General features: G+C 57.5%; 26 protein-coding genes. 18 read left to right on the forward strand and 8 right to left on the reverse strand.

Features of this window, described 5'->3' with window-relative positions; all coding sequences use genetic code 11:
* Positions 1 to 14: 14 nt before the first annotated feature.
* Complete coding sequence (gene garL, locus LJA86_RS14240; RefSeq protein WP_229226335.1) at positions 15 to 785, reverse strand: 2-dehydro-3-deoxyglucarate aldolase; 771 nt, start codon at positions 783 to 785, stop codon at positions 15 to 17.
* Between the two features lie 374 nt (positions 786 to 1,159).
* On the opposite strand from garL, the gene garD reads away from it, so the two are divergent.
* Complete coding sequence (gene garD, locus LJA86_RS14245) at positions 1,160 to 2,731, forward strand: galactarate dehydratase (protein WP_229226336.1); 1,572 nt, start codon at positions 1,160 to 1,162, stop codon at positions 2,729 to 2,731.
* A gap of 45 nt (positions 2,732 to 2,776) precedes the next feature.
* Here garD and LJA86_RS14250 read toward each other — a convergent pair whose 3' ends face one another.
* Positions 2,777 to 3,580, reverse strand: a complete 804-nt coding sequence (locus LJA86_RS14250; RefSeq protein ID WP_045415290.1) for a DeoR family transcriptional regulator — start codon at positions 3,578 to 3,580, stop codon at positions 2,777 to 2,779.
* A gap of 239 nt (positions 3,581 to 3,819) precedes the next feature.
* On the opposite strand from LJA86_RS14250, the gene kbaZ reads away from it, so the two are divergent.
* The 11 genes from kbaZ to LJA86_RS14305 all read left to right on the forward strand — a co-directional run bounded on the left by kbaZ (position 3,820) and on the right by LJA86_RS14305 (position 15,913).
* A complete protein-coding gene (gene kbaZ / locus LJA86_RS14255; protein ID WP_196352798.1) occupies positions 3,820 to 5,127 on the forward strand; it encodes a tagatose-bisphosphate aldolase subunit KbaZ in 1,308 nt (435 codons plus the stop codon).
* 18 nt (positions 5,128 to 5,145) lie between these two features.
* Positions 5,146 to 5,619, forward strand: coding sequence for a PTS N-acetylgalactosamine transporter subunit IIB (gene agaV, locus LJA86_RS14260; protein ID WP_028014524.1), 474 nt, complete (start codon positions 5,146 to 5,148; stop codon positions 5,617 to 5,619).
* Between the two features lie 10 nt (positions 5,620 to 5,629).
* The gene (agaW, locus tag LJA86_RS14265) at positions 5,630 to 6,409 is read left to right on the forward strand and encodes a PTS N-acetylgalactosamine transporter subunit IIC (RefSeq protein WP_024906387.1); all 780 of its coding nucleotides are present in this window, start codon (positions 5,630 to 5,632) and stop codon (positions 6,407 to 6,409) included.
* Positions 6,399 to 7,277 (forward strand): PTS N-acetylgalactosamine transporter subunit IID, encoded by an 879-nt coding sequence (gene agaE, locus LJA86_RS14270; RefSeq protein WP_029739649.1) that lies wholly within the window; start codon positions 6,399 to 6,401, stop codon positions 7,275 to 7,277. Before agaW ends, agaE begins: the two co-directional genes overlap by 11 nt.
* Before the next feature lie 16 nt (positions 7,278 to 7,293).
* On the forward strand, positions 7,294 to 7,728 hold the full coding sequence (agaF, locus tag LJA86_RS14275) for a PTS galactosamine/N-acetylgalactosamine transporter subunit IIA (RefSeq protein WP_045355421.1): 435 nt from the start codon (positions 7,294 to 7,296) through the stop codon (positions 7,726 to 7,728).
* Positions 7,725 to 8,858, forward strand: a complete 1,134-nt coding sequence (gene nagA / locus LJA86_RS14280; RefSeq protein ID WP_229226337.1) for an N-acetylglucosamine-6-phosphate deacetylase — start codon at positions 7,725 to 7,727, stop codon at positions 8,856 to 8,858. Before agaF ends, nagA begins: the two co-directional genes overlap by 4 nt.
* A gap of 246 nt (positions 8,859 to 9,104) precedes the next feature.
* On the forward strand, positions 9,105 to 10,250 hold the full coding sequence (locus LJA86_RS14285) for an SIS domain-containing protein (protein ID WP_045910081.1): 1,146 nt from the start codon (positions 9,105 to 9,107) through the stop codon (positions 10,248 to 10,250).
* Positions 10,251 to 10,262: 12 nt separating this feature from the next.
* Positions 10,263 to 11,135, forward strand: coding sequence for a tagatose-bisphosphate aldolase subunit KbaY (gene kbaY, locus LJA86_RS14290; protein WP_048225073.1), 873 nt, complete (start codon positions 10,263 to 10,265; stop codon positions 11,133 to 11,135).
* A 115-nt stretch (positions 11,136 to 11,250) separates the two neighbouring features.
* The gene (malX, locus tag LJA86_RS14295; protein WP_229226338.1) at positions 11,251 to 12,822 is read left to right on the forward strand and encodes a maltose/glucose-specific PTS transporter subunit IIBC; all 1,572 of its coding nucleotides are present in this window, start codon (positions 11,251 to 11,253) and stop codon (positions 12,820 to 12,822) included.
* Positions 12,823 to 12,834: 12 nt separating this feature from the next.
* Positions 12,835 to 14,007: a MalY/PatB family protein gene (locus LJA86_RS14300; RefSeq protein WP_048028874.1), complete on the forward strand. Its 1,173-nt coding sequence runs from the start codon at positions 12,835 to 12,837 to the stop codon at positions 14,005 to 14,007.
* Positions 14,008 to 14,023: 16 nt separating this feature from the next.
* The gene (locus LJA86_RS14305) at positions 14,024 to 15,913 is read left to right on the forward strand and encodes an enterotoxin (protein WP_069719916.1); all 1,890 of its coding nucleotides are present in this window, start codon (positions 14,024 to 14,026) and stop codon (positions 15,911 to 15,913) included.
* A gap of 69 nt (positions 15,914 to 15,982) precedes the next feature.
* Here LJA86_RS14305 and rsmI read toward each other — a convergent pair whose 3' ends face one another.
* Positions 15,983 to 16,846 carry a 16S rRNA (cytidine(1402)-2'-O)-methyltransferase gene (gene rsmI, locus LJA86_RS14310; RefSeq protein WP_229226339.1) on the reverse strand — a complete coding sequence of 288 codons (864 nt, stop codon included), beginning with the start codon at positions 16,844 to 16,846 and terminating at the stop codon, positions 15,983 to 15,985.
* A 62-nt stretch (positions 16,847 to 16,908) separates the two neighbouring features.
* Here rsmI and LJA86_RS14315 point away from each other — a divergent pair, with 62 nt between their 5' ends.
* Genes LJA86_RS14315 through dolP form a run of 4 tightly spaced genes read left to right on the forward strand, consistent with a single transcriptional unit; the run spans position 16,909 to position 20,612 of the window.
* Entirely contained in the window at positions 16,909 to 19,062 is a 2,154-nt protein-coding gene (locus tag LJA86_RS14315; protein ID WP_229226340.1) for a penicillin-binding protein activator, read from the forward strand.
* The gene (locus tag LJA86_RS14320; RefSeq protein WP_045910089.1) at positions 19,020 to 19,415 is read left to right on the forward strand and encodes a YraN family protein; all 396 of its coding nucleotides are present in this window, start codon (positions 19,020 to 19,022) and stop codon (positions 19,413 to 19,415) included. The genes LJA86_RS14315 and LJA86_RS14320 overlap by 43 nt, the downstream gene beginning before the upstream one ends.
* 21 nt (positions 19,416 to 19,436) lie before the next feature.
* Positions 19,437 to 20,027: a DnaA initiator-associating protein DiaA gene (diaA, locus tag LJA86_RS14325; RefSeq protein WP_003861754.1), complete on the forward strand. Its 591-nt coding sequence runs from the start codon at positions 19,437 to 19,439 to the stop codon at positions 20,025 to 20,027.
* Positions 20,028 to 20,036: 9 nt separating this feature from the next.
* Entirely contained in the window at positions 20,037 to 20,612 is a 576-nt protein-coding gene (gene dolP, locus LJA86_RS14330; RefSeq protein WP_024906379.1) for a division/outer membrane stress-associated lipid-binding lipoprotein, read from the forward strand.
* A 65-nt stretch (positions 20,613 to 20,677) separates the two neighbouring features.
* Here the strand turns inward: dolP and LJA86_RS14335 are convergent, their stop codons facing one another.
* Both LJA86_RS14335 and LJA86_RS14340 read right to left on the reverse strand, forming a co-directional pair.
* Positions 20,678 to 21,715, reverse strand: coding sequence for a permease (locus tag LJA86_RS14335; RefSeq protein WP_229226341.1), 1,038 nt, complete (start codon positions 21,713 to 21,715; stop codon positions 20,678 to 20,680).
* A 39-nt stretch (positions 21,716 to 21,754) separates the two neighbouring features.
* The gene (locus tag LJA86_RS14340) at positions 21,755 to 22,399 is read right to left on the reverse strand and encodes an NAD(P)H-binding protein (RefSeq protein WP_126534117.1); all 645 of its coding nucleotides are present in this window, start codon (positions 22,397 to 22,399) and stop codon (positions 21,755 to 21,757) included.
* Positions 22,400 to 22,527: 128 nt separating this feature from the next.
* On the opposite strand from LJA86_RS14340, the gene LJA86_RS14345 reads away from it, so the two are divergent.
* Positions 22,528 to 23,046: a type 1 glutamine amidotransferase domain-containing protein gene (locus tag LJA86_RS14345; RefSeq protein WP_229226342.1), complete on the forward strand. Its 519-nt coding sequence runs from the start codon at positions 22,528 to 22,530 to the stop codon at positions 23,044 to 23,046.
* Here LJA86_RS14345 and LJA86_RS14350 read toward each other — a convergent pair.
* Positions 23,026 to 23,460, reverse strand: a complete 435-nt coding sequence (locus tag LJA86_RS14350) for a YhbP family protein (protein WP_229226343.1) — start codon at positions 23,458 to 23,460, stop codon at positions 23,026 to 23,028. The genes LJA86_RS14345 and LJA86_RS14350 overlap by 21 nt on opposite strands.
* Before the next feature lie 14 nt (positions 23,461 to 23,474).
* Between LJA86_RS14350 and LJA86_RS14355 the strand changes: the two genes are divergently transcribed.
* Complete coding sequence (locus tag LJA86_RS14355; RefSeq protein ID WP_008501484.1) at positions 23,475 to 23,804, forward strand: GIY-YIG nuclease family protein; 330 nt, start codon at positions 23,475 to 23,477, stop codon at positions 23,802 to 23,804.
* Here the strand turns inward: LJA86_RS14355 and LJA86_RS14360 are convergent.
* Together LJA86_RS14360 and ubiT are read right to left on the reverse strand one after the other, a co-directional pair.
* Positions 23,791 to 24,294 carry a GNAT family N-acetyltransferase gene (locus LJA86_RS14360; RefSeq protein ID WP_045910092.1) on the reverse strand — a complete coding sequence of 168 codons (504 nt, stop codon included), beginning with the start codon at positions 24,292 to 24,294 and terminating at the stop codon, positions 23,791 to 23,793. The two genes, LJA86_RS14355 and LJA86_RS14360, sit on opposite strands and share 14 nt — an antisense overlap.
* Entirely contained in the window at positions 24,288 to 24,812 is a 525-nt protein-coding gene (ubiT, locus tag LJA86_RS14365) for a ubiquinone anaerobic biosynthesis accessory factor UbiT (RefSeq protein WP_045910093.1), read from the reverse strand. Before ubiT ends, LJA86_RS14360 begins: the two co-directional genes overlap by 7 nt.
* Positions 24,813 to 24,924: the final 112 nt, after the last annotated feature.

Below are 24,924 nucleotides of genomic sequence, written 5' to 3' on the forward strand. Positions count from 1 at the left end.
TTCCTCAATGATGGTTATTTTTTAAAAGCGTTCGCTAATTTCTGCGTAGCCGAGCGGAAAACGCCGAGGTCACTGCCGACGGCAACAAACGTGGCTCCCCACTCCAGATAGCGGCGTGCGTCAGCCTCAACCGGCGCCAGAATACCGCACGGTTTACCGTGTGCTTTGGCGCGGGCAAAGATGTGCTGGATCGCGCGCTGCACGTCAGGGTGGCTGGCGTTGCCCAGATGGCCAAAGGCGGCAGCCAGATCGCTTGGACCGACGAAGATCCCGTCCACGCCGTTTGTGGCGGCAATCGCGTCGACGTTATCAACGCCCTGCTGGCTCTCGATCTGAACCAGAATGGTGATGTTGCTGTTGGACTGCGCGAAATAGTCCGGGACGGTGCCAAACATATTGGCGCGGTGTGAAACGGAGACGCCGCGGATCCCTTCGGGAGGGTAGCGCGTAGACGCAACGGCCAGTGCCGCTTGTTCTTCCGTCTCCACAAACGGGATCAGGAAGTTGTAGAAGCCGATATCCAGCAGACGCTTGATAATCACTGGTTCGTTGGTGGGGACACGCACCACCGGAGCGCTGTGGCTACCTTTAAGCGCCATCAACTGCGGAATAAAGGTGCTGATATCGTTCGGCGCATGCTCGCCGTCCAGCACCAGCCAGTCGAAACCGGCCAGGCCCAGCACTTCGGTGCTGATGGGATTTGCCAGCGCGGACCAGCAGCCAATCTGAATCTGGTGCGCCGCGAGAGCCGCTTTAAATTTATTCGGGAAGATCGCGTTATTCATCGTATTTACCTTTTTAATTCAGCAGCCTTTTTCAGCATCATTTTATTTATTCAGACACCGCGCCAGCATGATATTTATTATTCTGCCGTATTCTGGCGTGATAAAAACGTCATTCAGTATAAGACGCTATCCGCGACCGCACATTGTTTTAATGCTCAGGTATTACGGTATATTTTGATAAAAATTTTTGCATATGCACAAAGCACTGGGCGCTAATGCACAGAATCAAGGATTACGGGTTCTGAAGCGATCGGGATCACATTTTGCTATTCATTCTGCTGACATGCTTTATTTCTGAAAGCCGCGTATTTATTTCTACCATTAGAAAAATGGCTGAATTTATTATCAGAGTTTTTGCTGGAGAATACTGAACAATGGCCGACATTGAAATTCGACAGGCACCGCCGACAGCGTTTTATATAAAAGTGCACGACGCCGATAACGTGGCGATTATCGTCAACGACAATGGCTTAAAAGCGGGAACCCGCTTTCCGGACGGGCTGGAACTGATTGAGCATGTTCCGCAGGGACATAAAGTCGCCCTGGTGGATATCCCTGTTAACAGCGAAATCGTGCGTTACGGTGAAGTCATCGGCTATGCCGTTCGTTCGATACCGCAGGGAAGCTGGGTGGAGGAGTCGCTGGTGGCGCTGCCAGAAGCGCCGCCGCTGAATACGCTTCCGCTGGCAACCCGCGTGCCGGAACCGCTTCCCCCACTGAAAGGCTATACCTTTGAAGGCTATCGCAATGCGGACGGCAGCGTCGGCACCAAAAATCTGCTCGGCATTACCACCAGCGTGCACTGCGTGGCGGGCGTAGTGGATTACGTGGTGAAAATCATCGAACGCGATCTGCTGCCAAAATACCCGAACGTCGACGGCGTGGTGGGCCTGAACCACCTCTACGGCTGCGGCGTGGCGATTAACGCGCCCGCTGCCGTGGTGCCTATCCGGACCATTCACAATATCGCCCTGAACCCGAACTTTGGCGGCGAGGTGATGGTCATTGGCCTCGGCTGTGAAAAATTGCAGCCAGAACGTTTGCTGCAGGGGACCGAGGATGTCAAAGCCATCCCGGCAGACGAGGCCAGCATCGTGCGCCTGCAGGACGAACGCCACGTCGGTTTCCGCTCAATGGTCGACGATATTTTGCAGGTGGCAGAGCGACATCTGGACAAACTTAACCGCCGCCAGCGCGAAACGTGCCCGGCGTCGGAGCTGGTGGTCGGAACCCAGTGCGGCGGCAGCGATGCCTTCTCCGGCGTAACGGCCAACCCGGCGGTGGGCTTTGCATCCGATCTGCTTGTTCGCTGCGGCGCCACGGTGATGTTCTCCGAGGTGACCGAAGTGCGTGACGCCATCCATCTGCTGACACCGCGCGCCGTTAATGAAGAGGTCGGCAAGCGCTTGCTTGAGGAGATGGCCTGGTACGATAACTATCTCGATATGGGAAAAACCGACCGCAGCGCCAATCCCTCCCCCGGAAACAAGAAAGGCGGCCTGGCAAACGTGGTGGAAAAAGCCCTCGGCTCTATTGCCAAATCCGGGCAGAGCGCCATTGCAGAGGTGCTCTCTCCGGGACAGCGCCCGACGAAACGCGGCCTGATCTACGCGGCAACGCCGGCCAGCGATTTTGTGTGCGGCACGCAGCAGGTGGCATCCGGCATTACGGTGCAGGTCTTTACCACCGGGCGCGGCACGCCGTACGGCCTGATGGCGGTACCGGTGATCAAAATGGCGACCCGCACCGCGCTGGCGAACCGCTGGTATGACTTAATGGATATCAACGCGGGCACCATCGCCACCGGAGAAGAGAGTATTGAGGACGTGGGCTGGAAGCTGTTCCACTTCATTCTCGATGTCGCCAGCGGGCGGAAGAAAACCTTTTCGGATCAGTGGGGATTACACAACCAGCTGGCGGTGTTTAACCCGGCACCGGTGACGTGACTTCCCCTCACTCTACCCTCTCCCCCAAGGAGAGGGTAAAAAAATTTAAACCAACACCACCTCAATCCCGCTTTTCCGTAATCCTTCAAGACTTTCCGCCGGAATACCTTCATCGACAATAATCATATCAATCCGTTGCGTATCAATGATTTTATGCAGGCTTGAGCGATTAAATTTGCTGGAGTCAGTAACAACGATAATACGCTCCGCCACCTCGCACATTTTGCGATTCAGACGGGCTTCGTCTTCGTTATGCGTACTCACGCCCCGATCGAGATCGATGGCATCGACGCCCAGGAACAGCAGGTCAAAATGGTAATTCTGTAGCGACTGCTCGGCCTGGTCACCGTAGAAGGATTGCGACTGACGACGCAAATGCCCGCCGGTCATCAGCAACTCCACCCCATCAGCTTCCAGCAGCGCATTCGCCACGTTCATGCCGTTAGTCATCGCAATCACGTCCGTGTGCTGGCGCAGCATGCGGGCGATTTCAAACGTCGTGGTACCCGAATCCAGAATAATACGGTGCCCGGGTTTGACCAGCGCGGCAGCGGCCTGGGCAATGCTGCGCTTCACCGCTGTATTCAGCGAGCTTTTATCTTCCACGGAAGGCTCAGCGCCCGGCACATTACCTTCGCAAATCAATGCCCCGCCGTAGGCGCGAACGGCAATGCCCTGCTTCTCAAGAAAGGCGAGGTCATTGCGGATCGTCACCGTCGATACGCCGTACAGATGAGACAGATCGTTAACCTGCACGCTTCCCTGCGCCCGCAACCGCTGAATGATCTGCTCTCGCCTTTCACTGGTGCCGGTGATGCGCTTTTCTGCGGATGAATCGGTGCTGCTCATACGAGCTCCTTAATCAATATTCTTTCGTTTCATTTCGTTTTGCCTATTAAGGCCTTTCCTTTACGGGAATGCAAGCCCTGCATGGTGACGATACGCAAGCTGGCATCGCGCTGAAACCTTTCATTATGTTTCTTTTGTGAAACAGATCGGAAAACCATTATCTTTCGTTTTATTTTTATATCACCATGATGCAGGATTAAATGAAACAAAACGAAAGATAAATATCATTACCATCCGAAATGGAGAGGAAAGTGAAACATCTGACAGAAATGGTGGAACACCATAAACGGGGGAATTCAAACGGGATTTACGCCGTCTGCTCCGCGCATCCGCTGGTACTGGAAGCGGCAATTCGTTATGCGCATTCGCATCAGTCGCCGCTGCTGATCGAGGCCACCTCCAACCAGGTGGATCAATTTGGCGGCTATACCGGCATGACGCCCGCTGATTTTCACGGGTTTGTCTGCAAGCTTGCCGAGTCGCTCGGTTTCCCGACGTCACAGCTGATCCTCGGCGGCGATCATTTAGGCCCCAACCGCTGGCAAAATCTCCCTGCGGAACAGGCGATGGCCAACGCCGACGATCTGATCAAAAGCTATGTTTCTGCCGGATTCAAAAAGATCCACCTCGACTGCAGCATGTCCTGTGAGGACGATCCGGTTCCCCTGACCGATGCGATCGTCGCCGGACGCGCCGCACGCCTGGCGAAGATTGCCGAAGCGACCTGTCGCGAGCAGTTTGGTGTAGCCGATCTGGTCTACGTTATTGGCACGGAAGTACCGGTTCCCGGCGGTGCGCACGAGACGCTCACCGAACTTGAAGTCACCACGCCGGACGCAGCCCGCGCCACGCTTGAAGCGCACCGTCATGCATTCGAAAAGGAAGGCTTAACCGACATCTGGCCGCGCATTATTGGTCTGGTCGTCCAGCCCGGCGTGGAGTTCGACCATGCGCACGTCTGCGACTATCAGCCGCAGAAAGCCGTCGCCCTGAGCAAAATGGTTGAAGCCTACGACACGCTGGTGTTTGAAGCGCACTCCACCGACTACCAGACGCCGCAGGCGCTGCGAAAGCTGGTCAACGATCACTTTGCGATTTTGAAGGTTGGCCCTGCCCTGACCTTCGCCCTGCGCGAAGCGCTCTTCGCGCTGGCCGCCATCGAAGAGGAACTGCTGCCAGCGAAAGCCGTTTCTGGCCTGCGTCACGTGCTGGAAAACGTCATGCTCGATCGCCCGGAATACTGGCAAAGCCATTACCACGGTGACGGCAACGCGCGTCGCCTGGCCCGCGGCTACAGCTACTCTGACCGCGTGCGCTATTACTGGCCGGACAGCCAGATTGACGACGCTTTTGAACGGCTGGTGCGCAACCTGGCAGACGAGCCCATTCCGCTGCCGCTGATCAGCCAGTACCTGCCGCTGCAGTACGGCAAAGTTCGCGAGGGCGCTCTCAAGTCAACGCCACGGGAACTCATCATCGACCACATTCAGGACATACTCCAGCAGTACCACGCCGCCTGCGAAGGCGTAACAACGCAAAACGCATAATAAAAAGAGGAAAGCGCTATGCCAAACATTGTCTTATGCCGCATTGATGAACGCCTGATCCACGGTCAGGTGGGCGTGCAGTGGGTGGGGTTTGCGGGGGCAAACCTGGTACTCGTCGCCAACGATGAGGTGGCTGACGATCCGGTTCAACAGAACCTGATGGAGATGGTGCTCGCGGAAGGGATCGCCGTGCGCTTCTGGTCACTGCAAAAAGTGATCGACAACATTCACCGCGCCGCTGACCGCCAGAAAATCCTGCTGGTCTGCAAATCACCCGCTGATTTTCTGAAGCTGGTTGAGGGCGGCGTGCCCATCACCCGTATCAACGTAGGAAACATGCACTACGCCAGTGGCAAACAACAAATTGCCAAAACGGTCTCTGTCGACGCGAACGATATCGCCGCGTTCAACGGCCTGAAAGCGGCTGGGGTGGAATGCTTCGTTCAGGGCGTTCCAACAGAAACTGCTTTGGATCTCTTTAAACTGCTCTGAGGGATTCACAATGGAAATCAGTCTGTTGCAGGCACTGGGGTTGGGCATACTCGCCTTTATCGCCGGTCTGGATATGTTTAACGGGTTAACGCACATGCACCGCCCGGTGGTGCTCGGGCCGCTGGTCGGTCTGATTCTGGGCGACCTGCATACCGGTATTTTGACCGGCGGCACGTTAGAGCTGGTCTGGATGGGGCTGGCGCCGCTCGCCGGTGCCCAGCCGCCGAACGTCATTATCGGCACCATTGTGGGTACCGCATTTGCCATCAGCACCGGGGTGAAGCCAGAAGTTGCCGTGGGCGTCGCCGTCCCGTTTGCCGTCGCGGTACAGATGGGAATTACGTTCCTCTTCTCGGTGATGTCCGGCGTGATGTCACGCTGCGATCGCATGGCGGCCAATGCAGATACTCACGGTATTGAACGGGTGAACTATCTTGCGCTGCTGGCGCTCGGCATCTTCTATTTTCTGTGCGCCTTCCTGCCGATCTACTTCGGTGCGGAACATGCGAAAACCGCCATTGATGTTTTGCCGGCACGGTTGATTGACGGCCTCGGCGTTGCGGGCGGCATCATGCCTGCCATCGGCTTCGCCGTACTGCTGAAGATCATGATGAAAAACGTCTACATCCCTTACTTCATTATCGGTTTTGTCGCCGCCGCCTGGCTCAAGCTTCCGGTGCTGGCGATTGCGGCCGCCGCGCTGGCCATGGCGCTGATCGACCTGATGCGTAAATCACCTGAACCGACGGCTCCTGCGGCCCAGAAAGAGGAATTCGAAGATGGCATCTAATCAAACTACGTTACCGGGCGTGTCTGAATCCGAAGAGACGCTGCTGACCGGCGTCAACGAAAACGTCTACGAAGACCAGAACATCGGTGCCGAACTGACGAAAAAAGATATTAACCGCGTGGCCTGGCGTTCAATGCTGCTGCAGGCCTCGTTTAACTATGAACGTATGCAGGCCTCCGGTTGGCTGTACGGGCTGCTGCCCGCGCTGAAAAAGATCCACACCAACAAGCGAGACCTGGCGCGGGCGATGAAAGGCCATATGGGCTTCTTTAACACCCACCCGTTCCTGGTGACCTTTGTTATCGGCATCATTCTGGCGATGGAGCGCTCCAAGCAGGATGTGAACAGCATCCAGAGCACCAAAATTGCCGTCGGCGCGCCGCTCGGCGGTATCGGCGACGCCATGTTCTGGCTAACCCTGCTGCCCATCTGCGGCGGTATCGGCGCCAGCCTGGCGCTGCAAGGGTCGATTCTGGGGGCCGTGGTCTTTATCGTGCTGTTTAACGTGGTGCACCTCGGCCTGCGTTTTGGTCTGGCGCACTACGCATACCGGATGGGCGTTGCGGCCATTCCGCTGATCAAAGCCAACACCAAAAAGGTCGGTCACGCGGCGTCTATCGTCGGGATGACGGTAATTGGCGCGCTGGTGGCAACCTATGTCCGACTCAATACGACGCTTGAAATCAAGGCGGGTGATGCCGTTGTCAAACTACAGGCCGACGTTATCGACAAGCTGATGCCCGCGTTCCTGCCGCTGGTCTACACCCTGACCATGTTTTGGCTGGTGCGCCGCGGCTGGAGCCCGCTGCGGCTGATCGGTATCACCGTGCTGCTGGGCGTAGTCGGTAAGTTCTGTCACTTCCTGTAAAAGCAAAGAGGTTGCGATGTTAGGCATTATTTTGACGGGTCACGGCGGTTTTGCCAGCGGGCTTGAGCAGGCGATGAAGCAGATCCTCGGCGAGCAGCCGCAGTTTATCGCCATCGATTTTCCTGAAACATCCACCACCGCGCGACTGACCGCTCAGCTTGAGCAGGCAGTGAGTGAACTCGATGCAGAGCACGATATTGTGTTTCTCACCGATTTGCTCGGCGGCACGCCGTTTCGCGTGGCATCGACGCTCGCCATGCAACGGCCGGGGAGCGAAGTGATCACCGGGACCAACCTGCAGCTGCTGCTGGAGATGGTGCTGGAGCGCGACGGATTAAGCAGCGAAGCGTTTCGTCTGCAGGCGCTGGAGTGCGGGCACCGCGGCCTGACGAGCCTCGTAGACGAACTGGGACGCTGTCGCGAGGAAGCCCCTGCCGAGGAAGGGATATGAGGCAGCTACTGCGCGCGAGGCGGGTGCTTACCGAACAGGGCTGGCTGGATGACCACCAGCTACGCATTGAAAACGGTGTGATTGCGGCTATTGAGCCTGTCCCGGCGGGCGTGACGTCGCGCGATGCGGAACTGCTCTGCCCGGCGTATATCGATACGCACGTCCACGGCGGCGCGGGCGTGGACGTGATGGATGATGCGCCTGACGTGCTGGATATTCTCGCGATGCATAAAGCGCGCGAAGGCGTGGGCGCCTTTTTACCCACTACCGTTACCGCGCCGCTGGAGGCTATCCACGGCGCGCTCGCGCGAATCGCCCGTCGCTGTCAGTCGGGCGGCCCCGGCGCGCAGATCCTGGGCAGCTACCTGGAAGGACCGTACTTTACGCCGCAGAACAAAGGGGCGCATCCGCCTGACCTGTTCCGGGAACTGGATATCGCCGAGCTGGACAGCCTGATTGACGTTTCACTGAGCACGTTACGGGTGGTGGCGCTGGCGCCGGAAAAACCTGGCGCGTTGCTGGCGATTCGCCATCTCAAACAGCGCGGAATACGCGTGATGCTGGGCCACAGCACCGCTACGTTCGAGCAAACCCTCGCCGCGTTTGACGCGGGTGCCGATGGGCTGGTGCACTGCTATAACGGCATGACGGGACTGCACCACAGGGAACCCGGCATGGTCGGCGCAGGGCTGACGGACAAACGGGCGTGGCTGGAGCTGATTGCCGACGGCCACCATGTCCATCCGGGAGCCATGCGGTTATGCCGTTGCTGCGCAAAAGAACGCCTGGTGCTGATCACCGATGCTATGCAGGCAGCCGGTATGCCGGATGGTCGGTATACGCTCTGTGGTGAAACGGTCACGATGCAAAACGGCGTGGTTCGAACCGGCTCCGGCGGGCTGGCCGGGAGCACGCTCTCGCTGGATGCCGCTGTACGCAATATGGTGGAACATACAGGTATCACTGCCGAAGACGCCATTCATATGGCCTCGCTGCATCCCGCCCGCCTGCTGGGCATGGATAATCAACTCGGTTCGTTAGCGCCGGGTAAACGCGCGAATCTCAACGCGCTGAACGGGGGTTTACACCTCCAGCAGATCTGGATTCAGGGCCAGGCTCTCCCCCTTTAGCCCTTTCATTGTGTCTCCTTTTGGCTTTACGGCCTGAAACCGTAAGGCCTTTCTTTTCCTTTCCTTTAATCTGCCTCTTCCTTTCATGATCACACTTTTCGTTTTATTTCTTTTCTTTCATTGAAGTTTCGATTTCTTTTCTATAGATTTTATTTAACTGCTAAAGTGAACAAGTGAAACGAAACGAAAGATAGCGACACGATTGCCAGCGTCTGATGTGGAATTCACACGACTAAGGATTGAGTTATGCCACAAACTACCACCGCCGCAACCGGCACCTGGACCGAGGAAGAGATCCGCCAGCAGCCTGCCAGCTGGATCCGCTCGCTCAACAATATCGATAGCCTGCGCTCTTCGATCGACAGCTTCCTGACGCCGCTGCTGCGCAAGCACGATCTGCGGATCGTCCTGACCGGCGCGGGCACGTCCGCGTTTATCGGCGATATCATTGCGCCATGGCTTGCGAGCCACACCGGGAAAACTATCTCCGCCGTCCCGACCACTGACCTGGTCACAAACCCGATGGATTACTTCAGCCCTGCGCATCCGCTGCTGCTGGTTTCGTTTGCCCGATCCGGCAACAGTCCGGAAAGCGTCGCAGCCGTTGAGCTGGCCAATCAGTTCGTACCGGAGTGCTACCACCTGTCGATCACCTGTAACGAGGCCGGAAGCCTGTACCAGACCGCCGTCGACAGCGATAACGCTTATGCCCTGCTGATGCCTGCCGAAACGCACGATCGCGGGTTCGCGATGACCAGCAGTATCACCACCATGATGGCGAGCTGTCTGGCCGTATTCGCCCCGGAAACGATCAACAGTCACACCTTCCGCGACGTGGCCGATCGCTGTCAGGCGATCCTCACCTCGCTCGGCGATTTCAGCCATGGCGTCTTTGGCAGCGAACCGTGGAAACGGATCGTGTATCTGGGAAGCGGCGGTCTGCAGGGCGCGGCGCGCGAATCGGCGCTGAAGGTGCTGGAGCTGACGGCGGGCAAGCTGGCGGCATTCTACGATTCCCCCACCGGTTTCCGTCACGGGCCGAAGTCGCTGGTGGATAACGAAACGCTGGTGGTGGTGTTCATCTCCAGCCATCCGTATACGCGCCAGTACGATCTGGATCTGCTGGCCGAGCTGCGCCGCGATCGCCAGGCCCTGCGCGTCGTCGCCATCGCTGCTGAAAACGATCCGGCCATTGAAGCGGGGCCGCATATTCTCCTGCCGCCTTCCCGTCCGTTTAGCGATATGGAACAGGCGTTCTGCTTCCTGATGTATGCGCAGGTCTTTGCCCTTACCCAGTCGCTCAGCGTAGGCAATACGCCCGATACGCCATCCGCCAGCGGGACGGTCAACCGCGTGGTGCAGGGCGTTGTTATTCATCCGTGGCAGGCTTAAGAGGATCTGATTATGAGTATTATCTCGACGAAATATCTTCTCCAGGACGCGCAGACAAAAGGCTATGCCGTTCCGGCGTTCAACATCCACAACGCGGAGACGATCCAGGCGATCCTCGAAGTGTGCAGCGAAATGCGATCGCCAGTGATCCTCGCGGGCACGCCGGGCACCTTTAAGCATATTGCGCTGGAAGAGATCTACGCCCTGTGCAGCGCCTACTCCCTCACCTACGACATGCCGCTGGCGCTGCACCTCGATCATCACGAATCGCTGGATGATATTCGCCGCAAGGTCAACGCGGGCGTGCGCAGCGCGATGATCGACGGCAGCCACTATCCGTTTGAACAGAACGTGAAGCTGGTGAAGTCGGTGGTCGATTTCTGCCACCTCAACGACTGCAGCGTCGAAGCCGAACTGGGCCGCCTGGGCGGCGTGGAAGATGACATGAGCGTGGATGCGGAAAGCGCGTTTCTCACCGATCCACAGGAAGCGAAACGCTTTGTCGAACTGACCGGCGTCGACAGCCTTGCCGTCGCCATCGGCACCGCACACGGCTTGTATACCAAGCGCCCAAAAATCGACTTCCAGCGGCTGGCCGAGATCCGTGAAGTGGTCACCGTGCCGCTGGTGCTGCACGGCGCGAGCGATGTGCCGGATGAGGATGTGCGTCGCACCATCGAACTGGGCGTGTGCAAAGTTAACGTGGCAACCGAGCTGAAAATCGCCTTCTCTGACGCGGTGAAAGCCTGGTTTGCCGACAATCCGCAGGGCAACGATCCGCGCTTCTATATGCGGGTCGGCATGGACGCCATGAAAGAGGTGGTCAGAAGCAAAATCACCGTTTGCGGCTCCGCAAACCGGCTGCTGCTTCCAGCGGAAGCCTGATCCCATCGCGCATTACGTCAGTACTTAAAAATAACTATAAGCCTCGCAAATATGAAGGCGCGTCCTTAAGCCGGACAGCGCCTTCCATTATCCTAAAAATCCGAGGAGTCCCTACATGACACAGGAAAAGTCGTTTAAATCGAAAGCGTGGGAATTTTTCCAAAGCCTGGGAAAGACCTTTATGTTCCCGGTCTCCCTGCTGGCCTTTATGGGGTTGCTGCTGGGGATCGGTAGCTCCGTCACCAGCCCTTCCACCATTAAAAGCTTTCCCTTTCTGGGCGGCGAGTTAACGCAGTTAACCTTTGGCTTTATCGCCATGGTGGGCGGCTTCGCCTTTACCTATCTGCCGCTGATGTTCGCCATGGCGATCCCGATGGGCCTCGCGAAACGCAACAAGGCCGTGGGCGCTTTTGCCGGGTTCGTTGGCTACATGCTGATGAACATGAGTATCAACTACTACCTGACCGCCACCCACCAGCTTGCCGATGCCGCGACCATGAGACAGGTGGGACAATCGATCGTGCTGGGGATCCAGACCCTGGAGATGGGCGTGCTGGGCGGTATCGTGGTGGGGGTGATTACCTATTTCCTGCACGAGCGTTTTCAGGACACGGTCCTCCACGACGCCTTTGCCTTCTTTAGCGGCATCCGTTTTGTACCGATTATCACCGCCCTTATCCTTTCGCTGGTCGGGCTGTTCATTCCCCTGCTGTGGGAATACGTGGCGCTGGGGATTGCCGGGATTGGCCATATTATCCAGAGCACCAGCGTTTTCGGCCCCTTCCTTTACGGCGTGGGCGTGCTGCTGCTTAAACCCTTCGGCCTGCACCACATTCTGCTGGCGATGGTGCGCTTCACGCCAGCAGGCGGGATTGAGATGGTCAACGGCCATGAGGTGGCCGGCGCGCTGAATATCTTCTACGCCGAGCTGAAAGCCGGACTGCCGTTTAGCCCGCACGTTACCGCGTTTCTGTCACAAGGGTTTATGCCGACCTTTATCTTTGGCTTACCTGCCGTGGCCTATGCCATCTACCGCACCGCGCGTCCGGAAAACCGCCCGGTGATTAAGGGACTGCTGCTTTCCGGCGTGCTGGTGTCCGTCGTTACCGGTATTTCAGAGCCGATTGAGTTCCTGTTCCTGTTTATCGCGCCTGCGCTTTACGCCTTCCATATCGTGATGTCGGGCCTGGCGCTGATGGTGATGGCTCTGCTTGGGGTGACCATCGGCAACACCGACGGTGGGATTCTGGATCTGCTGATCTTTGGCGTGATGCAGGGGATGTCGACCAAATGGTATCTGATGTTCCCGGTCGGTATCGCCTGGTTTGCTATCTACTTCGTCGTCTTCCGCTGGTACATCCTCAAACACGATATCAAGACGCCGGGACGTGAAGTGGATGTACAGGCTGCACAGCAGGCCGTCGAAGCCAACACCCGCGCGCGTGGAAAATCGAAATACGATCATGGGCTTATCCTGCAGGCGCTCGGTGGCAAAGAGAACATCGAGTCGCTCGACAACTGCATCACCCGCTTGCGTCTGGTGGTGAAAGAGATGGGCCTTATCGATCAGCAGGCGCTGAAAGCAGCGGGCGCCCTGTCGGTGGTGGTGCTGGATGCTCACAGCGTACAGGTGATCATCGGCCCGCAGGTGCAGAGCGTCAAAACCGGCATTGAAGCCTTAATTTAACAGGGGGGCGTTGTGTTTGATTTCGACAAAATCATCGAGCGTAAAAGCGATAAGTGCCGTAAATGGGACCATGCGTTTGTCTGCTCACGCTTTGGTGATGTTCCGGAGGGGTTTATTCCGCTGTGGATCGCAGATATGGATTTCACCTCACCGCCCGCCGTTATTGAAGGCTTCCAGCGCATCGTGGAGCACGGCACCTTTGGCTATACGTGGTGTTTCGACGAATTCTACGATGCGACGATCGCCTTTCAGCGCACGCGTCATCAGGTTGAGGTAGACAGGTCGTGGATCACGCTAACCTACGGCACCGTGTCCACACTGCACTACACGGTTCAGGCGTTCTGCAGGGCTGGCGACAGCGTGATGATGAACACCCCGGTCTACGACCCGTTTGCAATGGCGGCACAGCGCCAGGGCGTTAAGGTCCTCGCTAACCCGCTTCGCGTTGAGGAAAACCGCTATCAGCTGGATTTTCATCTGATTGAAGATCAGCTCAAAACCCACCGTCCAAAACTGTGGTTCTTTTGCTCGCCGCATAACCCCTCGGGCCGAATCTGGCGCGCAGATGAGATACGGCAGGTGTCCGATCTCTGTAAACGCTACGGCACGATTCTGGTGGTCGATGAGGTTCACGCCGAGCACATTCTGGACGGTACATTCGTCAGCTGTCTGACTTCGGGCTGTGCCGCGCAGGACAACCTGATCGTGCTGACGTCCCCCAATAAAGCCTTCAACCTGGGCGGGCTGAAAACGTCTTATTCGATGATCCCGGACGATTCGCTGCGCCAGCGCTTCCGCCAGCAGCTTGAGAAGAACTCGATTACATCCCCCAATATGTTCGGCGTATGGGGGATTATCCTCGCCTACCAGCACGGTCTGCCGTGGCTCGACGCGCTGAACGGGTATCTGCAAGGCAACGCGCGCTACCTTGCAGACGCGATTCAGACCCACTTCCCGGCGTGGAAGATGATGAACCCGGAATCGTCGTATCTGGCCTGGATAGACGTGAGCGCCGACGAGCGCAGCGCCACCCAGTTAACCCAACATTTTGCCCGGCAGGCGGGCGTGGTCATTGAAGACGGCAGCCACTACGTGCAAAACGGCGAAAACTACCTGCGGATTAACTTCGGCACCCAGCGCTACTGGCTGGAGCAGTCCATCACCCGAATGCTGAAGCATTACTGATAAGGATCTAAACCCGATGAAAAAAGTGCTCACTCTTTCGCTGCTGGCTCTCTCTGTTTCTCATGGCGCGGCGGCCGCCAACTACGCGCTCAATAACGACAATATTGCCCTTTCGTTTGATGATGCAAACGCAACGGTAGTAGTGAAGGACAGCAAGGCTAACCATCCGCTCACGCCCCAGGAGCTGTTCTTTCTGACGCTGCCGGATGAGACAAAAATCCACGCCGCTGATTTCTCCATCAAGCATGTCGAAAAGCGGGACAACGCGATTGTCATCGACTTTACGCGCCCGGATTTTAACGTAACGGTGAAGCTGAATCTGGTGAAGGATAAGTATGCCAGTATCGATTACACCCTCGCGGCTGTTGGTCAGCCGCGAGACGTGGCGAAAATCACCTTCTTCCCGACAAAAAAGCAGTCTCAGGCACCGTATGTTGACGGTGCCATTAACAGTTCGCCGATCGTGGCTGATTCGTTCTTTATTCTGCCGGATAAACCGATCGTGAATACTTACGCCTATGAAGCGACGACCAACCTCAACGTCGAGCTGAAAACCCCCATTCAGCCTGAAACGCCGGTCAGCTACACGATGTATTTCGGCACCTTCCCGGAAACCAGCCAACTGCGCCGCAGCGTGAACCAGTTCATCGATGCCGTGCGCCCCCGTCCGTATAAGCCTTACCTGCACTACAACAGCTGGATGGACATCGGCTTCTTTACACCTTACTCCGAGCAGGATGTGCTGGGGCGGATGGACGAGTGGAATAAGGAATTTATCACCGGACGCGGCGTGGCGCTGGACGCGTTCCTGCTGGACGACGGCTGGGACGACCTTACCGGGCGCTGGCTGTTTGGCCCGGCATTCAGCAACGGTTTTGGCAAGGTACGGGAAAAAGCCGACAGCCTGCACAGCTCGGTCGGGCTGTGGCTCTCACCGTGGGGAGGCTACAACAAGCCCCGCGACATTCGCGTCTCGCATGCAAAAGAGTATGGATTCGAAACCGTCGACGGGAAGCTGGCGCTGTCAGGGCCGAACTACTTTAAGAACTTCAATGAGCAGATCGTTAAGCTGATCAAAAACGAACATATTACCTCGTTCAAACTTGATGGGATGGGAAACGCCAATTCGCATATTAAGGGCAGTCCGTTCGCCTCGGATTTTGACGCCTCTATCGCCCTGCTGCATAACATGCGCAGCGCTAACCCAAACCTGTTTATCAACCTGACCACCGGGACCAACGCCAGCCCGTCCTGGCTGTTCTACGCTGATTCGATCTGGCGCCAGGGGGACGACATCAACCTGTACGGCCCTGGCACGCCGGTGCAGCAGTGGATGACCTACCGCGATGCGGAAACGTACCGCTCGATTGTGCGCAAGGGCCCGCTGTTCCCGCTGAACTCCTTGATGTACCACGGGATCGTCAGCGCGGAGAATGCCTACTACGGTCTGGAGAAGGTACAAACGGACAGCGATTTTGCCGACCAGGTCTGGAGCTACTTCGCGACCGGTACGCAGCTGCAGGAGCTGTATATCACCCCGTCAATGCTGAATAAGGCGAAGTGGGACACCCTGGCGCAGGCCGCGAAATGGTCCCGGGAAAACGCCAGCGTGCTGGTGGACACCCACTGGATAGGCGGCGACCCAACGGCGCTGCAGGTTTACGGCTGGGCATCATGGAGCAAGGACAAAGCGATTCTCGGCTTGCGTAACCCGTCGGATAAGCCGCAAAGCTACTACCTGGATTTGACGAGAGATTTCGAAGTCCCGACAGGAAACGCGGCGCAGTTTAGTCTGAAGGCGGTGTATGGCCGTAATTCAACCGTACCGGAGGCGTACAAAAACGCCGTGGTGATTACGCTGCAACCGCTGGAAACGCTGGTGTTTGAGGCGATACCTGCTAGCTAAAAGACGCTTAAAGATCTGTAGGCCGGGTAAGGCGTAGCCGCCCCCCGGCAAAAACGGGCAGGAGATGCCTTACTCCCCCTGCTGCTCCAGCGCATACTTATACAGCGCATTTTTCTTCACGCCGTGAATTTCTGCCGCCAGCGCAGCGGCTTTCTTCAGCGGCAGTTCCGCCTGCAGCAGCGCCAGCGTACGCAGCGCGTCGGCTGGAAGCGCGTCTTCTTCCGCCTTGTGCCCTTCGACGATCAGCACCATTTCACCCTTGCGGCGGTTTTCGTCTTCCTTCACCCACGCGAGCAGTTCACTTACCGGCGCACCGTGGATGGTTTCCCAGGTTTTGGTCAGCTCGCGCGCCAGCACCACGTAGCGGCCTTCCCCCCAGACGGTCACCATATCTTCCAGGCTCTCCAGCAGGCGGTGCGTGGATTCGTAGAAAATAAGGGTACGCGGTTCCGCTTCCAGGTCTTTTAAGACGTCGCGGCGGCCTTTGGATTTGGCAGGCAGAAAGCCTTCATAGCAGAAACGGTCAGACGGCAGACCTGCGGCGCTTAACGCAGCAATCGCGGCGCACGGTCCCGGCAGGGGTACCACGCGAATACCGGCTTCGCGACAGGTACGCACCAGGTGATAGCCCGGATCGTTGATCAGCGGCGTACCGGCATCGGAGACCAGGGCAATGTTTTGCCCCTCTTTCAGTTTGGCCACCAGCGTTTCGGCTTTTTGTTGCTCATTGTGATCGTGCAGAGCAAACAAACGGGCGTTAATCGCGAAATGTTGCAGCAGTAAGCCGGTATGGCGGGTGTCTTCAGCAGCAATTAAATCAACAGCTTGCAGTACGGTCAGCGCACGTTGGGTAATATCAGACAAATTCCCGATAGGAGTAGGTACAATATAAAGCTGGCCTTGAGAATTATCTGCCGTTTCGTGTTGTTTCATTGTTTCGTCCGTATTGCCGATTTAATATTGAGCATTGCGTAAAAAAAATCACTGGATACAGTATGGTACCGTTAACGTTTCTTCGAAAAAAAGCCGCGCGCAGCGTGCCGCTTCTGCTGGCAGCCCTGATCTTTGCAGGCTGTGGCACCCAGGCACCTGACCAGAGCACCGCCCATCTCCAGGGTTCTGCTCAGGCTGATTCTGGCTTTTATCTGCAACAAATGTCGCAGAGTTCAAATGATACCAAGACCAACTGGCAATTACTCGCCATTCGTGCACTGCTAAAAGAGGGTAAAACCCAGCGGGCAGCCGAACTGTTTAACCAGTTGCCAAAAGATCTTAACGACGCCCAGCGTCGTGAGCAGAGCCTGCTCTCTGCCGAGCTGAAAGTTGCGCTGAAAGATTACGCCGCCGCGAAGAAGATCCTCGGTGATATCGACGTGAGCGCGCTGGATAAAAACCAGCAGGCGCGCTTCTGGCAGGCGGGCATTACCGCTGAGCAGGGACGCCCTTCCCTGACCTTGCTCCGTGCGCTCGTCGCCCAAGAACCGCTGCTTGGCGGTGCTGATAAGCAGAAAAATATTGATGCCACCTGGCAAGCGCTGGCGTCGATGACGCAGGAACAGGCGCAGGCGCTGGTCATCAACGCGGATGAAAACGTCCTGCAGGGCTGGCTGGATCTGCAGCAGATGTGGTTTAACAACCGCAGCGACCCTAAGATGTTGAAAGCCGGCATTACGGACTGGCAGACGCGCTACCCGCAAAACCCGGGCGCGAAAATGCTGCCAACCCAGCTGGTGAACGTGCAGAACTTTAAGCCTGCCTCGACCAGCAAAATCGCCCTCCTTCTGCCACTCAACGGCCAGGCGGCGGTATTTGGACGCACCATTCAGCAGGGCTTTGAAGCGGCGAAAAACGGCACGACGGCGGTCACCGGCAGCGCCGTTCCCGCACAGGCGGCCCAGGCGGCTAACGTGAATGATGTTGTCAGCCCATCCGCCGCAGAGACCAGCGACCTGACCACGGCGCAAGCGCCAGCGCAGGGCACGATGCAAAACCCGGTGACGGCCCCGACGACGCCGGCACCGGTGCCAGCAACTCCGGCGCCGGCCGAGACGCAAGCGGCGCCAGCATCTGTTCCAGCGCCTGCCACAACAGCAGAACAGCCTCAACAGCAGCCTGCACAGCCAACTGCTCAACCTGCCGCGCAGCCGCAGTCCGTGGCAACCACCAGCGCCAACCCGGGCGCTGAATTGAAAATCTACGATACCAGTTCGCAGCCGCTGGACCAGGTTCTGGCGCAGGTTCAACAGGATGGCGCGAGCATCGTTGTCGGTCCGCTGCTGAAAAACAACGTGGAAGAGCTGATGAAGAGCAATACCACGCTGAACGTGCTGGCGCTCAACCAGCCAGAGCAGGTTCAGAACCGGGCCAATATCTGCTACTTCGCGCTCTCTCCGGAAGATGAAGCCCGCGATGCGGCGCGTCATATTCACGAGCAGGGTAAGCAGGCGCCGCTGTTGCTCATCCCACGCAGCGCGCTGGGCGATCGCGTGGCCAATGCCTTTGCCGATGAGTGGCAGAAGCTGGGCGGCGGCGTGGTACTGCAGCAGAAATTCGGTTCGGTCTCTGAACTGCGCGCGGGCGTCAACGGCGGGGCGGGTATCGCGCTTAACGGTAGCCCGGTCACCGCGAGCCTGCCACAGCAGCAGGGCGTGACGATTGGCGGCCTGACGATCCCTGCGCCGCCAACCGACGCGCAGATTAGCGGTGGCGGTAAAGTGGATGCGGCCTATATCGTTGCCACACCGCAGGAGATCGCCTTTATCAAACCGATGATTGCAATGCGTAACGGCAGCCAGAGCGGCGCAACGCTCTACGCCAGCTCCCGCAGCGCACAGGGCACCGCAGGCCCGGATTTCCGTCTGGAAATGGACGGTCTGCAGTACAGCGAAATCCCGATGCTGGCTGGCAGCAATCCATCCCTGATGCAGCAGGCGCTGAGCGCGGTGCGTAACGATTACTCTCTGGCGCGTCTGTATGCGATGGGGGTTGATGCGTGGGCGCTGGCGAACCACTTTACCCAGATGCGTCAGGTGCCGGGCTTCGAGCTTAACGGCAACACCGGCGATCTGACCGCCACTCAGGATTGTGTGATTAACAGGAAGTTATCATGGCTCAAATACCAGCAGGGGCAGATCGTCCCGGCCAGTTAAGCCGCAAACAGACCGGCGATGCGTGGGAGTTAAAGGCGCGTCGCTGGCTTGAAGGCAAAGGACTGCATTTCATCGCCGCCAACGTCCGCGGGCGTGGCGGCGAAATCGACCTGATCATGAAAGACGGTCAGGTCATCGTGTTTGTAGAAGTGCGCTTTCGACAGTCCTCCCGTTTTGGCGGTGCTGCCGCCAGCGTGACGCTCGCCAAACAACATAAATTATTACAGACTGCCCACTTGTGGCTTGCCCGCCATAATGGGAGTTTTGATACTGTGGATTGCCGGTTCGATGTGATAGCCTTCACCGGAAATGAGATCGAATGGCTTAAAAACGCTTTTGGCGAAGACGCATAATTAAGATTTAAAAGGGATAACGTGCTCGAAAGAATTAAAGTGTGCTTCACAGAAAGCATCCAGACTCAGATTGCCGCGGCGGAAGCCCTTCCGGATGCTATCTCGCGTGCCGCAATGACGCTGGTGCAATCCCTGCTAAACGGCAACAAAATTCTCTGTTGTGGCAACGGCACGTCAGCCGCCAACGCACAGCATTTTGCTGCCAGCATGATCAATCGTTTTGAAACAGAACGCCCGAGTTTACCTGCCATTGCACTTAATACCGATAATGTGGTCTTAACGGCGATTGCTAACGATCGTCTGCATGACGAAATTTACGCAAAGCAGGTGCGAGCTCTGGGTCATGCCGGAGATGTGCTTCTGGCCATCTCCACGCGCGGCAATAGCCGGGATATCGTCAAAGCCGTTGAAGCCGCCGTCACCCGCGACATGACCATCGTGGCCTTAACCGGCTATGACGGGGGTGAGCTGGCGGGTCTGCTTGGGCCGCAGGATGTGGAAATCCGCATTCCGTCTCACCGGAGCGCGCGTATTCAGGAAATGCATATGCTCACGGTGAACTGCTTATGTGACTTGATCGATAACACGCTTTTCCCTCACCAGGATGATTAAGGAGTTCTTATGAAGGCTTTATCGACCCTCGCAGTCCTTATGTCTGCATTACTGCTTCAGGGATGTATCGCTGCGGCCGTTGTGGGTACCGCCGCAGTAGGCACCAAAGCGGCAACCGATCCGCGCTCTGTGGGGACACAGGTGGATGACGGTACGCTGGAGCTGCGCGTCAACAGTGCGCTGTCGAAAGACGAACAGATCAAGAAAGAGGCGCGTATCAACGTGACGGCTTACCAGGGCAAAGTGCTGCTGGCAGGCCAGGCGCCGAATATGGAACTCGCCTCGCGTGCGAAACAGATTGCGATGGGCGTTGAAGGGACCACAGAGGTGTTTAACGAAGTGCGTCAGGGCAAGCCAATTGGCCTGGGTGATGCCTCTTCCGATACCTGGATCACCACCAAAGTGCGTTCTCAGCTGCTGGGTTCGGACCAGGTGAAATCCTCCAACGTGAAGGTGACGACGGAAAACGGTGAAGTGTTCCTGCTGGGTCTGGTGACCGACCGTGAAGGGAAAGCGGCGGCCGATATCGCCAGCCGGGTGAGCGGCGTGAAGCACGTCACCACCGCGTTTACTTACATTAAATAAAAAAATCCCCTCAAGTGAGGGGATTTTTTTGTAGGCCCGGTAAGCGTAGCGCCACCGGGCGTTTTTCACAGAAGCGCAATACTCCCCACCAGCACCCCACTCAACGCCACCAGCCCTGCGGTGAGCCACAGCGCTTTCGCCGGGAATGACTTACGCAGCATAATCAGCGACGGCAGACTGATGGCAGGCAGCGTGATGAGCAACGCCAGCGCCGGTGCGGTGCCCATGCCGGCCAGCATCATGGTCTGAACAATAGGAATTTCTGCGGCGGTAGGGATCACAAACAGGCAGCCTGCAACGGCCATCGCAATGACCCACAACAGCGTGTTGTCGATAGCGCCATCCGCATGCGGGAAGAGCCAGACGCGCGCCGCCCCGAGAACCAGCACCGCCAGGATATAGACCGGGATGGTGCTCCAGAAAAGCTGCCATAGCGCCCTGCCCCAGCGGGCAAAGAACCCGCCCTGCGGCTCGCTGACGTCCAGCTCAACAGACGCGGACTCTGGCGTCTTATCCTTCACCAGATTTTGCACCAGCGTCGCCACCACCAGCACGGTCAGCAGTCCGGCCACCAGACGAATGAACGCGAAATGCCAGCCCAGTACAAAACCCATAAACACCAGCGTCGCCGGATTGAGCAGCGGGTTGCCCATCCAGAACGCCAGTGCGCCACCCATTGATACGCGCTGGCGGCGCATCCCTGCCGCTACGGGTGCAGCACAGCAGGAGCACATCATGCTCGGCAGGGAGAAAATCGTCCCCAGCAGCGTCCCCTGAAAGCGCGGCTGCCCGAGGGTTTTCACCAGCCAGTTGCGCGGGATCAGCACCTGAATCAGTGAGCCCAGGATCACGCCCAGGACGGCAGCCTTCCAGACGGCAAGGAAGTAGACCATGGCATAGTCCCACGCCGCCTGAAGCGGATTGGCATCAGCCTGAGCGAGAATAGATTTACCGATGCTGTGCGTTTCGGCGGCGGTGAAGGCTTTGCCGTAGTACGGCTGCCATTTCACGTACCAGAGGCCAATAATGACCACGAGAAAGAAGAGTGCGGGCTTCCACCATTGAACAGGTGTTGCCGCCTGAGATGAAGACTGACCAGTCATAGCATTCCCCGGAGAGTATGAGTAATTAGCCGGGGGAGTTTACGCCTCGCCCTGCGCGATTTCACGCAGTTTTGCCGAAGGGATAATGTTTACGCCCGCTTTTGACGGGGCCAGTCCCTCTTTTAACATCGCCCGCGCGACATCCCGCGCCTCGATGGCTTTCCAGTTGCCGGGAAGGATCCGAAACAGCGGGGTCAGCATCGACTCGTTAAAGCGGCGCTCGTCGCGGTGGCCGATCAGCATCGAGGGACGCACAATCGTCAGTTGCTCCCATTTCTGCGCAATCAGTGCATCCTCCATCTTGCCCTTCACCTTGTTGTAGAAGAAAGGCGATCCGGCACTGGCGCCCAGCGCGCTGACCACCAGAAAATGTCTGGCCCCCAGCTTTTTCGCCGTAAGCGCGGTGTCCACCACCAGCGTATAGTCGGCGTGGATAAATGCCTCTTTGCTCCCCGCCTCCCGCCGCGTGGTGCCCAGACAGCAAAACGCGATATCAATGGGATCCTGCACCTGCGCCAGCGCATCCGTCAGTTGAGGATCGTGCGGATTAAAGACGCCGGAGATGTCCGCCAGCGGTCGACGCGTCGGGGCGGCGATGTAGTTCACGCGGCGATCCTGAATCAGCAGCCGCAGCAGATGATCGCCCACTAGCCCGGTAGCCCCGGTAATCAGTACCTGACTCATCGTATCCCCTTTACAGAATTGTCCGTTTGCGAACTCAGCGTCGTCGACCACACTTAGAAGTCTGTTACAGGTAAGTATTTACCACAAGCGGAGAAAAATCAGTCTGAAGCCAAAACAACGGAGGAAGCATGGGCAAGAAAATCGCAGTCTTGATTACCGACGAGTTTGAAGATTCAGAATTCACCTCTCCTGCAGAGGCGTTCCGCAAGGCGGGACATGAGGTCATCACCATTGAAAAAGAGGCGGGCAAAACGGTGAAAGGCCATAAGGGCGAGGCCAGCGTGACCATCGACGAGACTATCGATAACGTTATCCCCTCCGATTTTGACGCCCTGCTGTTACCCGGCGGCCATTCACCGGATTCCCTGCGCGGAGACGAGCGCTTCGTGACTTTCACCCGGGACTTTGTCTCTACCGGCAAACCGGTCTTTGCCATCTGTCACGGCCCGCAGCTGCTCATCAGCGCGGAGGTTGTCCGCGGGCGTAAGCTCACAGCGGTGAAACCGATCGTAATCGATCTGAAAAACGCGGGGGCCGAGTTTTACGATCAGGAGGTGGTCAACGACAAAGACCAGCTGATCACCAGCCGGACCCCGGACGATCTTCCGGCGTTTAACCGCGAAGCGCTACGCCTGCTCGGCGCGTAGCCAGTGCAGCTTCTTGCCAAAGCCCAGGGTGTTGTCGGTAAATTTCAGCTCATCAAGGCGGATTTCCCACACCGGGGCTTTTAGCGCAGCGGCAACCGGAAAGCGGCGCGTGTAGTGCTTACGACGCGCGTCGCTCTCTTCTCCGTCCAGACGACGGATTTCCCCTTTAAACTGTACCCCACGGATCAGCGCGACCGTTTTCGGCTGGCCATTCACCGTGCCCGCGACCTTCGCCTGCTGGCCGGTCATCTGCGCATGACGCGTTTTGTCTTCACTCATGATATAAAACGCGACGCGCTCCGGATCGTAGTAGTAAAACGCGTTTGCGCACCACATCTCACCCTCGCTGTAGACGCACCAGGTGACGACGTGCTGCTTCGCCAGCCAGCGGTTGATGGCTGCCAGTGTTTCCATTTTCGTTCTCTCTCATGCTATGGTGCGTTCACCTTAACATACTGAATCTGTTTACCGTGTGCTGGTTTCTCTATCTCGTCCGAACCGCTGATAACGCACTCTACACCGGGATCACCACCGATGTGGCGCGGCGTTTTTTACAACATCAAACGGGGAAAGGGGCAAAAGCACTGCGAGGGAAAGGGGAATTACAGCTCGCCTTTTCGGCGCCCGTCGGTGACCGATCGCTGGCGCTCAGGCTGGAATACCGCATCAAACAGCTGACGAAGCGCCAGAAAGAGCGCCTCGTGACCGGAGACGGCTCCTTTGAGGCGCTACGCGAGAGCCTGATTAAAAGCGATTGAAATGGTCGTGGTACTCGACCAGGCCATTGACGCCGTTGAGCGCGTCGTCCGCCAGACGGTGCACCTGGAATGCGGATTCCGTACCCGGCCAGCGGCAGCGCAGATCGTAATGCGCGGCCTGCTCGAAGCCTAAACGGCCATAGAAAGCCGGATCGCCCAGCGCAACAACGGCCGCATAACCGAACTCATTGAGCGAATCCAGTCCTTCATAGACCAGCTGACGCGCCAACCCCTGCCCGCGATAGTTTTCATCCACCGCCAGCGGTGCCATACCGACCCACTGCAGCTCTTCGCCCTGAACGGTGACCGGACTGAAGGCAACATAGCCCACCACCTGACCTTCGTCATCGGTGGCGACCAGCCCCAGCGTAATCAGACCGTCTTCGCGGAGATCGTGGACCAGCTGGGCTTCGGCATCGCTCGCGAAAGCACGGCGCAGCAGCGCATCGATCCCCGGCGCATCAATCCCTATTTCGACTCGAATCAGCATGGCTCACCTACTGAAGTGTGTTTACTGTCCGGCGGGGCTTTCAGCCCGGCCTCAACGAAATCTGCCATTTGCATCAACATCACGCGCAGCGCTTTCGGCATCTGCTCCAGCTCAATGGCATCCATTAAATTCTTCACGTACAGGCCCAGCTCCGTGTCGCCTTCAATCACCAGACGGCGCTGGAAGAAGAGCGTATCCGGATCCTGTTTACGCGCGGCGATCATCAGCAGATCGCTGGCGTTGGCGCTAAAGCTCACGTCCGCCTCGGCGGTTTCGCGGACGATCAGCTGGTCATTCTCAACGGAGGTAAACCAGCGCAGCCCGATGTCACGCACCTCAATGCTCAACCAGCGGCCTTCCAGGAATTCCAGCTCGCCATCCTGCAGCGCCTGGCGGAACTGCCAGCTCAGGACCTGCTCCAGCACCTGACGTTTAAGCGCGAACGGCGCCAGCTTGACCGGCACGCTCAGCATTGATGGGCCAAATTGTACGAGACGTGAACGCAGTTTATCCAGCACGAGCTTTACTCCCTGATATCTATAGTCCTGCTATTTTGCCATATCCGACGCACAACATAGCGGCGTAAATCAACAAACCGTCGTCCGGACAACCTCATTATTGGTGCCATCA

It is taken from the genome of Enterobacter sp. TCD1-1, from assembly GCF_020567405.1.
Taxonomy (GTDB): domain Bacteria; phylum Pseudomonadota; class Gammaproteobacteria; order Enterobacterales; family Enterobacteriaceae; genus Enterobacter; species Enterobacter quasiroggenkampii.